The organism is Vibrio genomosp. F6 (assembly GCF_005146325.1).
In the GTDB taxonomy this organism is placed as follows: domain Bacteria; phylum Pseudomonadota; class Gammaproteobacteria; order Enterobacterales; family Vibrionaceae; genus Vibrio; species Vibrio cortegadensis.
In genome coordinates, this window is the sequence record NZ_SYUT01000019.1 from 20,837 (window position 1) to 35,632 (window position 14,796).

General features: G+C 43.6%; 16 protein-coding genes and 1 tRNA gene. 14 read left to right on the top strand and 3 right to left on the bottom strand.

What is annotated here, in order from left to right:
* The first annotated feature begins 58 nt into the window (after nucleotides 1–58).
* The 9 genes from FCV43_RS05795 to gloA all read left to right on the top strand — a co-directional run bounded on the left by FCV43_RS05795 (nucleotide 59) and on the right by gloA (nucleotide 7,853).
* Nucleotides 59–134: transfer RNA gene (locus tag FCV43_RS05795), tRNA-Asn, on the top strand.
* 190 nt (nucleotides 135–324) lie between these two features.
* On the top strand, nucleotides 325–906 hold the full coding sequence (gene rsxA / locus FCV43_RS05800) for an electron transport complex subunit RsxA (protein WP_017051484.1): 582 nt from the start codon (nucleotides 325–327) through the stop codon (nucleotides 904–906).
* Entirely contained in the window at nucleotides 906–1,502 is a 597-nt protein-coding gene (gene rsxB / locus FCV43_RS05805; protein WP_136994263.1) for an electron transport complex subunit RsxB, read from the top strand. The genes rsxA and rsxB overlap by 1 nt, the downstream gene beginning before the upstream one ends.
* Nucleotides 1,503–1,510: 8 nt before the next feature.
* Nucleotides 1,511–4,300, top strand: a complete 2,790-nt coding sequence (rsxC, locus tag FCV43_RS05810; RefSeq protein WP_136994265.1) for an electron transport complex subunit RsxC — start codon at nucleotides 1,511–1,513, stop codon at nucleotides 4,298–4,300.
* On the top strand, nucleotides 4,300–5,346 hold the full coding sequence (gene rsxD, locus FCV43_RS05815) for an electron transport complex subunit RsxD (protein WP_136994267.1): 1,047 nt from the start codon (nucleotides 4,300–4,302) through the stop codon (nucleotides 5,344–5,346). The genes rsxC and rsxD overlap by 1 nt, the downstream gene beginning before the upstream one ends.
* 8 nt (nucleotides 5,347–5,354) lie before the next feature.
* Nucleotides 5,355–5,990, top strand: a complete 636-nt coding sequence (gene rsxG, locus FCV43_RS05820) for an electron transport complex subunit RsxG (protein ID WP_017053478.1) — start codon at nucleotides 5,355–5,357, stop codon at nucleotides 5,988–5,990.
* On the top strand, nucleotides 5,983–6,672 hold the full coding sequence (locus tag FCV43_RS05825; protein ID WP_017053477.1) for an electron transport complex subunit E: 690 nt from the start codon (nucleotides 5,983–5,985) through the stop codon (nucleotides 6,670–6,672). The genes rsxG and FCV43_RS05825 overlap by 8 nt, the downstream gene beginning before the upstream one ends.
* A gap of 80 nt (nucleotides 6,673–6,752) precedes the next feature.
* Nucleotides 6,753–7,388 (top strand): endonuclease III, encoded by a 636-nt coding sequence (gene nth / locus FCV43_RS05830; protein ID WP_136994269.1) that lies wholly within the window; start codon nucleotides 6,753–6,755, stop codon nucleotides 7,386–7,388.
* A 54-nt stretch (nucleotides 7,389–7,442) separates the two neighbouring features.
* Entirely contained in the window at nucleotides 7,443–7,853 is a 411-nt protein-coding gene (gene gloA / locus FCV43_RS05835; protein WP_017053475.1) for a lactoylglutathione lyase, read from the top strand.
* An 88-nt stretch (nucleotides 7,854–7,941) separates the two neighbouring features.
* Here the strand turns inward: gloA and motY are convergent, their stop codons facing one another.
* Nucleotides 7,942–8,823 carry a flagellar protein MotY gene (gene motY, locus FCV43_RS05840; protein ID WP_136994272.1) on the bottom strand — a complete coding sequence of 294 codons (882 nt, stop codon included), beginning with the start codon at nucleotides 8,821–8,823 and terminating at the stop codon, nucleotides 7,942–7,944.
* A 185-nt stretch (nucleotides 8,824–9,008) separates the two neighbouring features.
* Here motY and rnt point away from each other — a divergent pair, with 185 nt between their 5' ends.
* The gene (gene rnt, locus FCV43_RS05845) at nucleotides 9,009–9,665 is read left to right on the top strand and encodes a ribonuclease T (RefSeq protein ID WP_136994274.1); all 657 of its coding nucleotides are present in this window, start codon (nucleotides 9,009–9,011) and stop codon (nucleotides 9,663–9,665) included.
* Nucleotides 9,666–9,720: 55 nt separating this feature from the next.
* A complete protein-coding gene (locus tag FCV43_RS05850; protein WP_029203475.1) occupies nucleotides 9,721–11,046 on the top strand; it encodes a Na+/H+ antiporter family protein in 1,326 nt (441 codons plus the stop codon).
* A 111-nt stretch (nucleotides 11,047–11,157) separates the two neighbouring features.
* Here the strand turns inward: FCV43_RS05850 and FCV43_RS05855 are convergent, their stop codons facing one another.
* Nucleotides 11,158–11,790 (bottom strand): DsbA family protein, encoded by a 633-nt coding sequence (locus tag FCV43_RS05855; RefSeq protein ID WP_017053619.1) that lies wholly within the window; start codon nucleotides 11,788–11,790, stop codon nucleotides 11,158–11,160.
* A gap of 106 nt (nucleotides 11,791–11,896) precedes the next feature.
* Nucleotides 11,897–12,232: a Grx4 family monothiol glutaredoxin gene (locus FCV43_RS05860; RefSeq protein WP_136994276.1), complete on the bottom strand. Its 336-nt coding sequence runs from the start codon at nucleotides 12,230–12,232 to the stop codon at nucleotides 11,897–11,899.
* A 294-nt stretch (nucleotides 12,233–12,526) separates the two neighbouring features.
* Here FCV43_RS05860 and sodB point away from each other — a divergent pair, with 294 nt between their 5' ends.
* The 3 genes from sodB (at nucleotide 12,527) to FCV43_RS05875 (ending at nucleotide 14,690) form a co-directional block, all read left to right on the top strand.
* Nucleotides 12,527–13,111: a superoxide dismutase [Fe] gene (gene sodB, locus FCV43_RS05865; RefSeq protein ID WP_017053617.1), complete on the top strand. Its 585-nt coding sequence runs from the start codon at nucleotides 12,527–12,529 to the stop codon at nucleotides 13,109–13,111.
* A gap of 178 nt (nucleotides 13,112–13,289) precedes the next feature.
* On the top strand, nucleotides 13,290–13,802 hold the full coding sequence (locus tag FCV43_RS05870; RefSeq protein WP_017053616.1) for a VC2046/SO_2500 family protein: 513 nt from the start codon (nucleotides 13,290–13,292) through the stop codon (nucleotides 13,800–13,802).
* A gap of 204 nt (nucleotides 13,803–14,006) precedes the next feature.
* A complete protein-coding gene (locus FCV43_RS05875) occupies nucleotides 14,007–14,690 on the top strand; it encodes an SDR family oxidoreductase (protein ID WP_029203473.1) in 684 nt (227 codons plus the stop codon).
* Nucleotides 14,691–14,796: the final 106 nt, after the last annotated feature.

The following is a 14,796-nucleotide window of genomic DNA, read 5'->3' on the forward strand; positions in this document are numbered from 1 at the left end:
AATTTTCTATTGACAGGCATTAAATCTGTCGTTAATATTCGCCCCGCTTTCAAGCAATTCCCCCTTAGTTCAGTTGGTAGAACGGCGGACTGTTAATCCGTATGTCGCAAGTTCAAGTCTTGCAGGGGGAGCCAATTTTAAAGAAGCCGTATCTTAGGATACGGCTTTTTGCGTTCTAAGCTGCGGCATTTCATTCTCACCACCGATTTCCATGATTTTGCGACTAATTTTCCATCATCTATATAAAACCTTAGCTTTACTTGGTTGTTATTAAACTCGCAAAGCAGGATAATATTGGGATCGGAATTTCAGACTAAAATTATTATGACCGAATATTTTTTGTTGTTAGTCGGCACAGTGCTGGTAAACAACTTTGTACTAGTGAAGTTTTTAGGGTTATGTCCATTTATGGGTGTTTCTAAGAAATTAGAGACCGCAATAGGTATGGGCCTTGCCACTACGTTTGTGCTAACTCTGGCATCGGTATGCTCATATCTCGTTGAAAGCTATATTCTTGCTCCATTAGGAATCGAATACTTACGAACCATGAGCTTTATCCTCGTGATCGCTGTTGTGGTGCAGTTCACCGAGATGGTAGTTCACAAAACGAGTCCTACTCTCTATCGTTTATTGGGTATATTCTTACCCCTCATCACCACTAACTGTGCGGTTTTAGGGGTAGCGTTGCTGAACGTGAATGAAAACCACAACTTTATTCAATCCATTATTTATGGCTTTGGTGCTGCGGTAGGTTTCTCTCTGGTTCTTATCCTATTCGCATCAATGCGTGAACGAATTTCTGCGGCTGATGTTCCCGCCCCATTTAAAGGCGCGTCAATTGCAATGATAACCGCAGGGTTAATGTCTCTGGCATTTATGGGCTTTACTGGTTTGGTGAAGTTGTAATGAATAGCATTCTAATCGCAATACTTGCCTTGGTTGTTCTTGCCGCCGTTTTTGGTGTCATTCTTGGTTTTGCATCTATCCGCTTCAAAGTGGAAGCTGACCCAATTGTCGACCAAATAGATTCCATTCTTCCACAAACTCAATGTGGTCAGTGTGGCTACCCTGGTTGTCGTCCGTATGCTGAAGCGATCGCCAATGGTGACAAGATCAATAAATGCCCTCCCGGCGGTCAAGCCACCATTGAAAAGCTCGCTGACCTAATGGGTGTAGAAGCAGAAGACTCCGCCCACGACTTAACAAACAACATCAAAACGGTCGCCTTCATCCACGAAGATATGTGCATTGGCTGCACTAAATGCATCCAAGCTTGTCCTGTCGACGCTATTGTCGGAGGCACTAAAGCGCTTCATACCGTGATAAAAGATGAATGTACAGGTTGCGATCTCTGTGTAGCACCTTGTCCTACTGACTGCATCGAGATGATCCCACTTGAAACAACAACTGAAAATTGGAAATGGCAAATGAACACGATTCCTGTTGTTGATATTACCAACTCAGATGTAGGTAGCTCTCAGCCGCCACACTCTCAAGCATAAGGATTGGTATGTTGTCATTAATTGAACAAATTCGTACTGGCGCACTGTGGGACTTTCCTGGTGGCGTTCATCCTGCCGAAAACAAAATGCAATCAAATCAACACGCTATTTCAAATGCTTCAATACCGAGCGAGCTAGTTTTACCGGTTAAGCAGCATATAGGTAAAGCGGGTGACTTAATTGTTAGTGTGGGCGACCGAGTGCTTAAAGGGCAAGCCTTAACAAAATACACCATGAGTTTTATGCTGCCTGTTCACGCTCCAACATCTGGCACGATCACCGCTATTGAACCAAGAACCACCGCTCATCCTTCTGGCTTATCCGAGCTTTGTATCGTAATCACACCGGACAATAAAGAGGAGTGGATTGAGAGAACGACTCATCCCGATTTTTCACAACTCCCTTCTGAACAGCTAATTGAGATCATTCGACAAGCGGGTGTTTCCGGTATGGGTGGCGCAGGATTCCCAACAGCAAAGAAAATTCAATCTGGATTGGCGAAAACCGACATTCTGATCATCAATGCTGCTGAATGTGAACCTTACATCACTGCTGATGATAAATTGATGCAAGAGCACGCCGACGAACTTATCCAAGGTATCGAAATTGTTGAGCAGATTCTTAAGCCAGAACTCACCATTATTGGTATTGAAGACAACAAACCTGAAGCGGTTAAAGCGCTAGAAATTGCAGCGATTAACAAGAATATTGTTATTCGTGTGATTCCAACGAAGTACCCTTCAGGTGGCGAAAAGCAGCTGATTAAGATCCTCACTAACAAAGAAGTACCTGTAGGTAGCATTCCAGCTGACATTGGTATTTTGGTTCAAAACGTTGGATCACTGCACGCAATAAAACGTGCCGTTGTTGATGGGGAGCCGCTGATAAAACGAGTCATCACACTCACCGGAAAAACATTTAAGCAAGAGCGCAATGTATGGGCGCTTATTGGCACACCTGTTCAGGATTTGCTTAATGAGTTTGGCTATAGCGCAGATAAAAAATTCCCGCGCTTAATCATGGGCGGGCCGATGATGGGATTCGCTCTCCCTCATGCGATCGTACCAATCACTAAAACGACCAACTGTATTTTAGCTCCAACTCGTAAAGAGATTGCACCAAATCGTCGTGAAATGGCGTGTATTCGATGCAGCCAATGTGCGGAAGCTTGTCCTGCCTCTTTATTGCCTCAGCAACTCCAGTGGCATGCAAGAGCCGAAGAATACGACAAATGTGAAGAACTCAATTTAAAAGATTGTATTGAGTGTGGCGCTTGTGCCTTTGTTTGCCCGAGTGAAATACCGCTAGTGCAATACTACCGACAAGCGAAATCGGAAATAAAGACTCGTAAACAAGAAGCGGATTCTGCCGAAAGAGCTCGAATTCGTTTTGAAGAGAAAAACGCACGTCTTGAACGAGATAAAGCAGAACGAGAGAACCGATTTAAAAAAGCCGCCGATAACCGTCGCCAAGAGATGAAAAAAACGGGCGGTGATGATGCTATTGCTGCTGCAATTGCTCGTGTTAAAGCTCAGCAATCAACCACAGAACAACCAGAAAAAACCGTAAAACCTGCCGTTGCCGCTGCGATTGCCCGTACAAAAGCAAAACAAGCTGCAGCGCAGAATGACGGTAAATCTGAGCCTGATAATTCAGAGATGATGAAATTACGTGAAGAGCGTAAACGTCAGGCAAGAGAGAGAAAAGCAAACAAAGAAGCCACCGCTGATAGCTCTGAGGCTCCGAGTAAAAAAGACGCTGTAGCTGCCGCCATCGCTCGTGCTAAAGCTCGTAAAGCAAAACAAGCAGAATCGGAAACTGTTGACGCTGCTGAAACCGTTCAAGCAAGTGATGATCTAGCCGTCGAAAGCGCAGAACAAGCGCCAGCCGCAGATCCTAAAAAAGCAGCTGTTGCCGCCGCCATCGCTCGCGCTAAAGCCCGCAAAGCAAAGCAAGCGGAATCGGAAACCGTTGACGCTGTTAAAAGCGTTCAAGCAAGTGATGAGCTAGCCGTCGAAAGTGCAGAACAAGCGCCAGCCGCTGATCCTAAAAAAGCGGCGGTTGCCGCTGCCATCGCTCGTGCTAAAGCCCGTAAGGCGAAACAAGCGGAATCGGAAACCGTTGACGCAGTTAAAACCGTTCAAGCAAGTGATGAGCTAGCCGTCGAAAGCACAAAGCAAGCGCCAGCCGCTGATCCTAAAAAAGCAGCTGTTGCCGCCGCCATCGCTCGCGCTAAAGCCCGCAAAGCAAAGCAAGCGGAATCGGAAACCGTTGACGCTGCTGAAACCGTTCAAGCAAGCGATGAGCTAGCCGTCGAAACCACAGAGCAAGCGCCAGCCACGGATCCTAAAAAAGCGGCCGTTGCCGCCGCCATCGCTCGCGCTAAAGCCCGTAAAGCGAAACAAACAGAATCGGAAACAAAAACCGCCTCAGGTGCAGAGATCGATTCAGATACGCTACAAAAGAAAGATTTACTGGCTGACTTAGTCGAACTTGAAGTCGCAGAGCAAGCACCACCAGCCGATCCGAAAAAAGCAGCTGTCGCGGCTACCATTGCTCGTGCGAAAGCGCGCAAAGCACAAACGGAAAAAACAGAAATGACACCGACATTGGACGCAGATGTCGATACGGTTCAAGAAACATCTAAAACGAAAAACTTACTGGCGGATATCGTGGAACTTGAAACTACGGAACAAACACCAGCAGTTGACCCGAAAAAAGCCGCCGTCGCAGCAGCCATTGCTCGCGCCAAAGCACGTAAAGCAAAACAGATGCAAGATAACGAGGAGAATGAGTAATGGCCTTTTTTATTGCCAGCTCGCCACACGCGCATAGCCGTCGTAGCACACCCGATTTGATGAAGTGGGTTGCAATTTGCGCACTACCGGGATTAATTGCTCAAACCTACTTTTTTGGATGGGGAACCCTAATTCAACTGGTTCTTGCAATTGCTGTCGCTGTTACCCTAGAAGCAGGAGTAATGCTACTTCGAAAACGATCTCCGCTCTCCGCGTTAAGAGACAACAGTGCCTTAGTCACCGCATGGTTACTTGCCGTTGCTATTCCTCCCCTTTCACCTTGGTGGATTATCGTTATCGGTCTGTTTTTTGCCATCGTAATTGCAAAACATTTGTATGGTGGAATTGGTCAAAACCCATTTAACCCCGCAATGGTGGCTTATGTGGTTTTATTGATCTCATTCCCAGTTCAAATGACGAGTTGGATTGCTCCCGACCAATTAGTCGCTGACAGCATGTCATTTAATAACGCTTTTTCATTGATATTCAGTGGCTTTAATACTGAAGGGCTATCTCTACAGCAGATCCGTGTAGGGATTGATGGCGTCACTATGGCAACACCATTGGATGCCTTTAAAACGGCACTTCATGCTGGGAACACAACAAGTGAAGCACTGGCGCAACCACAATTTAGCGGCATCGCTGGAATAGGATGGGAATGGGTTAACCTAGCGTACTTAGTCGGTGGGTTAGCCTTGATAAAACTTAGAGTGGTTCAATGGCATATCCCTGCCGCATTTTTAGGTGGTCTAGTAATTACCAGTAGCTTATTCATGCTGCTTACGCCAGGAGAAACGGCATCACCTATTTTACATCTACTATCGGGCGCAACCATGCTTGGAGCATTTTTTATCGCTACCGATCCAGTATCAGCTTCGACAACAATTAAGGGTAGGCTCATTTATGGCACTTTCATTGGTGCTTTGGTCTTCATCATTCGCAGTTGGGGCGGTTTTCCTGATGGCGTCGCCTTTGCTGTACTCTTAGCTAATATGTGCGTGCCTCTTATTGATTACTACACAAAACCTAGAACATACGGGCATTAAGGAATCATATGCTAACCGCGATTAAAAAAAACGGTCTGACACTTGCGATCTTTGCCTGCGCATCAACAGGTTTGGTCGCTGTCACCCAGTATCTAACTAAAGATGCCATTCAACAGCAGGAAGAAGCGCAACTATTATCGGTTCTCAACCAAGTGATCCCTCCGGCGCTTCATGACAATGAACTGTATCGTTCATGTACACTAGTAAACGATCCTGCCTTAGGGACGAACCAATCAATGCCCGCTTATATTGCGACTCTGAATGGCGAGCCGAGCGCTATTGCAATAGAAGCCATTGCCCCTAACGGATATAACGGTGCTATAAAACTGATTGTTGGCATTAAGGCCGATGGCAGCATTACTGGGACACGAGTCTTATCGCATCAGGAAACTCCCGGCTTAGGTGATAAAGTCGATCTACGCGTATCGGACTGGATATTAGGCTTTACCGGGAAAAAACTGACTGAGCAGAATGAGTCTGATTGGAAAGTAAGGAAAGATGGCGGACAGTTTGATCAATTTACTGGGGCAACAATCACGCCAAGAGCCGTTGTAGGGTCAGTTAAAGATACCGTCTCTTACGTAAACAAAAATAGTCATACTTTATATAACCAAGCATTTAACTGTGGAGGCAGCGATGAGTGATCATAAAACCCTGATCAAAAACGGTTTATGGGACAATAACCCAGCCTTAGTTCAGTTACTTGGCCTATGCCCCCTGCTTGCGGTTTCATCCACAGTAACGAATGCTCTTGGGCTAGGTATTGCTACCCTGCTCGTTCTAGTGGGTTCAAATGTTATTGTCTCATTAGTTCGAGATTACGTACCTAAAGAGGTCCGAATTCCAGTTTTTGTCATGATCATCGCTTCTTTAGTCACTTGTGTTCAACTACTGATGAACGCCTATGCGTATGGCTTATATCTATCACTTGGTATTTTCATCCCTCTGATTGTCACTAATTGCATTATTATTGGCCGAGCAGAAGCCTTCGCGTCAAAAAATGCCGTTCTACCGTCAGCCCAAGATGGCTTTTGGATGGGGTTAGGCATGACATCCGTTCTGGTTCTACTTGGAGCAATGCGCGAACTCATCGGTAACGGAACGCTATTTGATGGAGCCGATCTGCTACTTGGTGACTGGGCCGCATCACTTCGTATTGAAGTCTTTCATTTTGATAACAGTTTTCTACTCGCATTACTTCCACCGGGAGCATTCATCGGTGTTGGTTTTCTTATCGCACTGAAAAACGTAATCGATACTCGAAATAAAGCCAAGCAGCCAAAACAAGAAAAAGCCGTCATTGAACGCGCACGAGTGACGAGCTAAAAACATCAAATACTTACATGTATTGATAAATACCATATAAAAACAATTATAAATAAAACCGTACTCTAGAAGCAGCCAACATGAACAAAATAAAACGTATTGAAATACTCAAACGGCTCCGAGAAAATAATCCGAAGCCAGAAACAGAACTCAATTGGAACAGCCCTTTCGAGCTTTTAATTGCCGTTCTTCTTTCCGCTCAAGCAACCGATGTGAGTGTCAACAAAGCAACAGATAAGCTGTATCCGGTTGCCAATACTCCTCAAGCGATATTCGACCTAGGTGTCGATGGGGTAAAAGAATATATAAAGACGATTGGGCTTTTTAACTCCAAAGCTGAGAATATCATCAAAACCTGTCGCCTATTGTTAGATAAGCATAATGGCGAAATTCCTGAGAACCGTGAAGCACTGGAAGCTTTACCTGGTGTGGGAAGAAAAACCGCAAACGTTGTGCTTAATACCGCCTTTGGTTGGCCGACCATTGCCGTTGACACCCACATTTACCGTGTGTCTAACCGCACCAAGTTTGCTATGGGGAAAACAGTGGATGATGTTGAAGCCAAGTTACTTAACGTCGTACCGAAAGAGTTCAAGCTTGATGTTCATCACTGGTTAATTCTTCATGGACGTTATACTTGTATAGCCAGAAAACCTCGCTGTGGCAGTTGCCTTATCGAAGATTTATGTGAGTTTAAAGAGAAAACTGACGTATAGAAAGGCGCTAAAAAATTGAGAAACGATTTCAAATACAATAGCTAGGAGCAAATCATGTCAAACGGTCGTATTCTTCACACAATGTTTCGTGTGGGTGATTTAGACAAATCTATTGAGTTTTACACCAATGTAATGGGTATGACTCTACTGCGTAAAAATGAAAACACTGAATATAAATACACACTTGCTTTCCTAGGTTATGGAGACGAGTCACAAGGTTCTGTGATTGAGTTGACTTATAACTGGGGCACAACTGAGTATGATCATGGTGGTGCATTTGGTCATATCGCTATTGGTGTTGATGACATTTATAAGACTTGCGATGCAATTAAAGCGGCGGGTGGGAATGTCACTCGTGAAGCGGGCCCTGTAAAAGGTGGGTCAACTCACATCGCATTTGTTAAAGACCCTGATGGTTACATGATTGAACTCATTCAGAATAGCCAAGCATCGTCTGGCCTGTAAGCTCGAACGAGTCGTGACCAACATGCTATAAATGATACACGCTATCAATGGCAATAGGGCAGTACAACACTGCCCTATTTTTTTAATATCAGATTTGAGTTCGTCCTAGAGATATCACCACACGGCGGTTTTTATCTTTACCAATTGGCGATGAATTATCTGCAATTGGACGACGTTTACCATAACCCTGCACTTGAATTCTATTTTCCGGTAATCCCAGCGATTTAAAATATTCGCGTAATGAATCTGCACGACGTTCAGATAAATCCTGAGAGCTAGATTTACTGCCGTTAGAGTCGGTATAGGTCGCCACAAGAACCAAGTCGATATCTTGATTGTATCGTACATAATCTGCAATTTGGCTTAAGCGTTTTCGTGATGCTTTATTTAATTTGTCACTATCGCGCTCATAATGAAGAATCGTAAACGAAATATCCTCGAACGAATAAGGCAATAAATTGCTGATACAATCGCTAAACACATTGTATTTTGCTTGGAATAAAACCGACGACAAAGCGACTTCAATTCGCTGATCACGACTCTGCCAATCTTGATAACTGAAAGTCGGATAGCGACCTTTCTCCAATTCCCCCAAAATCCCCCAAGCAGTTTGCCCACCAATATACCCATCAAATTGTTTAAAGAATTTGATGTTAGTGATTCGATCAGCATTTTCACCCGGCCTCCATGCAGGAGGCATAGAAATGAGACTCACATTGCGAGTTTCCCCCATCGGGCGTCTCATTTTTAGTTCAAAATCGAGATTGATTTTTTTACCCGCGGCTGATGAAAACTCTGCATCACCATAGTTTGGTATTGGGTGAACCAAACGGCACTCCAACGGTGAGTTGGTTATCATTTCCCAATTAGATTGTTGAGGCGTCGCTACATAACGCTTTTCTATCGCCATAGAAACAGGTGATACCAAAACGGACATCAGTAAACTACTTGTCACGACCAATTTATTCATAAGGGCGAATATCTCTCAATTACGGTTCTACACGGCGACATATTGCCGTTTATTTTTATACCTTCAATTATGCAAAAACCTCGCCAAATAGTTATTTATCTTTTGGTTATTATTCTATTTCTTTGGTTTTTATCACTGTTAGAATCTGCAATAATGCAGGCACTGTTACCCAGATTTGAGCCAACATGACTGTAAAAAATGAAGCACTAACCCTAAAGAAACGCTTTCGTGGCTATTTTCCAGTAGTTATTGATGTAGAAACCGCAGGATTCAATGCGGAAACCGATGCGCTTTTAGAAATTTGTGCTATCACATTACGAATGGATGAACATGGTGATCTGCACCCAGCCTCGACTATTCACTTCCATGTTGAACCTTTTGAAGGGGCAAACCTAGAAAAAGAAGCGCTTGAATTTAATGGCATAAGAGACCCATTTAGTCCTTTACGTGGCGCCGTCAGTGAACAAGAAGCACTCAAAGAGATCTACAAATTAGTTCGAAAAGAGCAGAAAGATGCCAATTGTAGCCGAGCGATCATGGTTGCTCATAATGCTACTTTCGACCTAAATTTCGTTAATGCAGCAAGTAACCGCTGCAAATTAAAAAGAGTCCCTTTCCATCCTTTCGCTACTTTTGACACAGCAGCGTTAAGTGGCCTCGCCTATGGCCAAACCGTTCTGGCTAAGGCTTGTAAAACTGCAGGGATGGATTTCGACAATAAAGAAGCGCATTCGGCACTATACGATACTCAAAAAACAGCTGAACTCTTCTGCGGCATCGTCAATAAATGGAAAGCCTTAGGTGGCTGGCCGCTTATTGAAGAGGCCGAAACAAATCAATAAAACTTTTACTCTTCTCTAATAAAGACGAGCTAAACACAACTTAACCGAGAAAAATATGAATCCTGTTGTTATTTCCGTATGTATCATGCTGGTTTTAGCATTGATGCGCGTGAATGTCGTTGTTGCATTGACATTTAGTGCCATCATTGGTGGACTGGTTTCAGGAATGAGTCTTAATGACGCTGTTTCTGCCTTTGAAAGTGGCTTAGGCGGTGGTGCTACTATCGCTCTTAGCTACGCCATGTTGGGCACTTTTGCTGTCGCCATATCTAAATCAGGTATTACCGATTTACTGGCTCAAAACGTCATCAAGCATATCCATGGCAAAGAAAATGCCGCTGCCAGTACTGGCCTTAAATACATTGTATTGGTTGCTCTTGTGCTCGTAACGATGTCATCTCAAAATGTCATTCCCGTGCATATCGCCTTTATTCCAATTTTAATCCCACCTCTTTTGGCAGTATTTGCAAAACTAAAGTTAGACCGTCGCCTTGTTGCTTGTGTTTTGACATTTGGTTTAATCACGCCATATATGGTGCTACCTATTGGTTTCGGCGGGATCTTTCTGAACAATATTCTGCTGAAAAACCTGCATGATAATGGCTTAGACGGTGTGGTGGCGAGTCAAGTTCCAACCGCAATGTTACTCCCGGCTATGGGTATGATTTTTGGTTTACTGACCGCTATTTTCTTTAGCTACCGCAAGCCACGCGAATACAAAGAGACGGAGTTAACCGTCGTTCATAACGAGCCTGCAGCGATTAACAAAAAACACATTCTGGTTGCCTTAGTCGGTATTATCGTCGCATTAACTGTGCAACTTTATACTGGCTCGATGATCATCGGTGCTTTAGCTGGTTTCATGGTATTTACTTTTGGTGGCGTCATTGCTTGGAAAGAGACTCACGATGTCTTTAGCAAAGGCATTCACATGATGGCAATGATTGGCTTTATTATGATCGCAGCCGCTGGGTTCGCCGCAGTAATGAAGCAAACGGGTGGTGTCGAATCTTTGGTTCAAGCACTATCAACCAGTATTGGGGATAACAAACCTTTAGCCGCACTGCTGATGTTGATTGTTGGTCTACTTGTTACGATGGGAATTGGCTCATCATTCTCGACGATTCCAATTCTTGCAACCATTTACGTCCCACTTGCACTCGCTTTCGGTTTTTCTCCAATGGCGACCATTGCTCTGGTTGGTACAGCTGCCGCTCTTGGTGATGCCGGTTCACCAGCTTCCGACTCAACCTTAGGCCCGACCTCTGGTTTGAATGCCGATGGACAACATGAACACATTTGGGAAACCGTTGTCCCAACTTTTATTCACTATAATATCCCACTGATCATCTTTGGTTGGATTGCGGCAATGGTGCTTTAAACGACATGGGCGAGTAAACATTTTTATTCGCAAATGATACGTTTCACCTGCCGATCAAAAATGCGCTAAATAGTTAGCGCATTTTTTATATCTATTGTTTATTGCTGAGCTTTACTTATTGAGTGACACTAGTTCGACAATTTTCTCTCGAATCACTTTTAATGTCGGTTCTGTAGATTGGTAATCAACTGCAACTGGGAAGTAACTATCATTCACCTGAAGAACTAAGCTTGGGTAAGAGTGCACCCCAAGGCTACGAGATAAGCTTAATTGATCGTCGAATTCTTCTTCTACCACTTTTCCATTAAGGTCATTAATGAATAACGGTAGGTCTAACCCTAACTCCTCAGCCAACTGCTGATGAGTGTCAACATCGTGCGGAGGCATCGCTCGCAAGTAATAGGCATGTTGAATCGCTTCCAACATCTCTTGATAGCGATCTTGAAAACCTGCCGCGATAACGGCACGACACGCAGGATAAGTAGTTCTAACTGGCTGACATGTTGTCCAATACTCATGATTGAACTCCGTGCCTAATTGCTCTTCGATCTGGTGCCAAATACTTTGTAATTTCTGCTGCATTTCTAGCGGCATCGGAACATCAGAGTCAGGAGCAAGCCCTCCCATTAAATATTCAAACTCAATGCTACTCGGCAATTGCTGCTTGAGTAATTCTAACGTTGGCTTATAGCCCCAACACCAACTGCACATTGGATCGTGTACGTAATACAGTTTTACTTTCATCGCCTATCTCCGCCACTCATAATCTTGAGGCATTCGTATTTGAGATCAAAAAAGGAGCTATATTAGCTCCTTTTATACTACTCTGGAAAGTTAATGATCCAGACGATTACTCTTCATCACCAGTAACTTTAGCCACAGCTTCTTTTACTAATGGTTGAAGTTCACCTTTTTGGAACATTTCCAAAATGATATCACAACCACCAATTAGCTCACCGTCAATCCATAGTTGAGGGAAAGTCGGCCATTGTGCATAAGCAGGAAGCTCCGCACGGATATCTGGGTTTTGTAGGATATCTACGTAAGCAAATTTCTCACCACATGCCATTAATGCTTGTGATGCTTGTGAAGAAAAGCCACAGCTAGGTAGCTTAGGAGAGCCTTTCATGTATAAAAGTACTGTGTTTTCTTCGATTTGCTGTTTGATTTTGTCGATAGTTTCCATCGGATCCTCTTAATGGATGTACTGCAGTCATTAAGAACATTCTAACCCATTAGCCAAGAATAAAAAGCACATAATATTTGTGGTTATGAGAGGTAAGTAATAGAAACAATACAATTACAATAATTTTTCATTTATGCCTTTTAATAAAGTAAAAACTTGCTAAAATAAATCCAAGTCAGAATTCGACGAATACCGATGCAAGTAATCAACTCATATTTGGGTCGGTATAACTATAATAAATCATTGGAAGCCACCGAAAGAACTCAATCTTTCAACTATATGGAGACATTCGCAATGTCATTTGAACTACCAGCTCTTCCTTACGCGAAAGACGCACTAGAACCACATATCTCAGCAGAAACTCTAGATTTCCACCACGGTAAACACCACAACACTTACGTTGTTAAGCTAAATGGTCTGATTCCTGGAACTGAATTTGAAGGCAAAACTCTAGAAGAAATCGTTAAGACTTCTACTGGCGGTGTTTTCAACAACGCAGCACAAATTTGGAACCACACGTTCTACTGGAACTGTCTTGCTCCAAATGCTGGCGGCGCTCCAACAGGTGCAGTTGCAGCAGCAATTGACTCTGCATTTGGTTCATTCGAAGAATTCAAAGCGAAATTCACAGATTCAGCAATCAACAACTTCGGTTCATCTTGGACTTGGCTTGTGAAAAACGCTGACGGTTCTCTAGCTATTGTTAACACGTCTAACGCAGCAACTCCGCTGACTGACGAAGGTGTGACACCACTGCTTACTGTTGACCTATGGGAACACGCTTACTACATCGATTTCCGCAATGTACGTCCTGATTACATGGCTGCATTCTGGTCACTAGTAAACTGGTCTTTCGTAGAAGAAAACCTAGCGAAGTAATTTCTCTATTTGAGATAACGAGCTAAACCGAATATTCAAGCCAGCATCATTGATGCTGGCTTTTCTTTTTCCTATGACTACAGATGCTTACCTCCCATAAATCCTCACTTTTCAACGCAATAAGAGCCTAAAGTTATTCCCTCTCCTGCCGCTAAGTAATTATCAAGCGAGAGGTCACATGCAATTACACACTTTAGATAAAGCTGGAATCATCAACGAACTTCAATTCGGTACAGGCATTAGCCATGCTGTCGAACAAGGTCGCCGTGCTGATTTCGCTTTAATAATGTCGATGTTCTCCAATGATGTGCGAGACTGCATCCCCGCAGAAACCGTTACTGAATCGCTCAGTAGTGAGTCTATTCTGCGTAATCAACTTGGTGTACCGAAACCGCAAGCTTTGCGTTCTGATAGTGACTCGTACACGATTTCTGCCCGTCAGGCTGAACATTTTCATGAAGCAGGAATGGCAAGTGCCAAACTCAGCCACTACCTCTGCCCGACGCCTCTAGCGTTCATGCCACAAGATACTCAGGACTTCCCTGAAGATGTCTACCACAACCTATCAGGTCATGAACGCCGTATTTTACGTGAATCAAAATCTGAAAAACCCGATATTTCAGTTCCCACAGACCTCTACGCACAGCTAAATTTTGCTAGTCGCCAGTATCAAATTCAGCAACAAGCCTAATCCCAACCTCCTGCGTTTGTCTTATTTATAATAATCGCTATGTTTTAGCTGGTATTTTTGTGAGGTAGCCCAAGTAAACAAAGCATAGATTTAGGCTAACTAAAAATGTTTGATGCTTTTCACACCACCTAATTAATTTTTCAACCATCCTAGCTTTACCACTTACAAATAGATCAGGATGATGCGGTTCTCGCGTGGAATATTATGGATATAGAAAATTCAATTATATTAGTGACTTCCGCAGGCTCAAGGCTTGGCTGCACACTCGCGACCCATTTTGCCAAGCTGGGGGCAAAGGTAGCGCTTTGTGACCAGGATTCAATATCATTAATGGAAACCTATCATCACTGCTTGCAGATTTCTGATCATGTCGCTCCTTTTCCGATAGCCAGCTCTTCTGAACAATCCATTCACACCTTACTCGATGTGGTTCAAAACCATTTTGATGCAGCTCCCAATGTTCTTGTGAATTGTTGGACAAGCTCACCTATGCCTAAGTTAACGAGCAATCAGCCTGCAAAGCCATTTGTTGAACAGCTCTCCGAGATGGCCTCTACACTCTTTAGTTTTGGGCAAGTTAGCGCAGAAAGGATGAGGTTAGAAGGTAGAAAAGGGGTGATTGTTAATGTAATTTCCCACGATAATTATCACGACTTCTCTGGCGTTGAAAGTGCGACATCGATGGTCTCTGGTTTCACAACAAGTTGGGCGAAGGAGCTCACCCCATTCAATATTCGAGTTGGAGGGGTCGTCCCTGCAATTCATCATTTATCAAGAAAAATCGATGATCAACACTGGGCTGAAGTTCAAGATGAGTTGATTCGCAGCACTGAGTATATTGTTTCGAATGAATATTTTAGCGGCCGAGTGGTTTCTGCCGAAGTGTAATTCTATTCATCGACACTATCTCTTCACCAATACTATATTTTCACCAGCACTATATCATCACAAGCACTATCCCTTCGCCAATATTTTGAACCACACTTTATTCCAA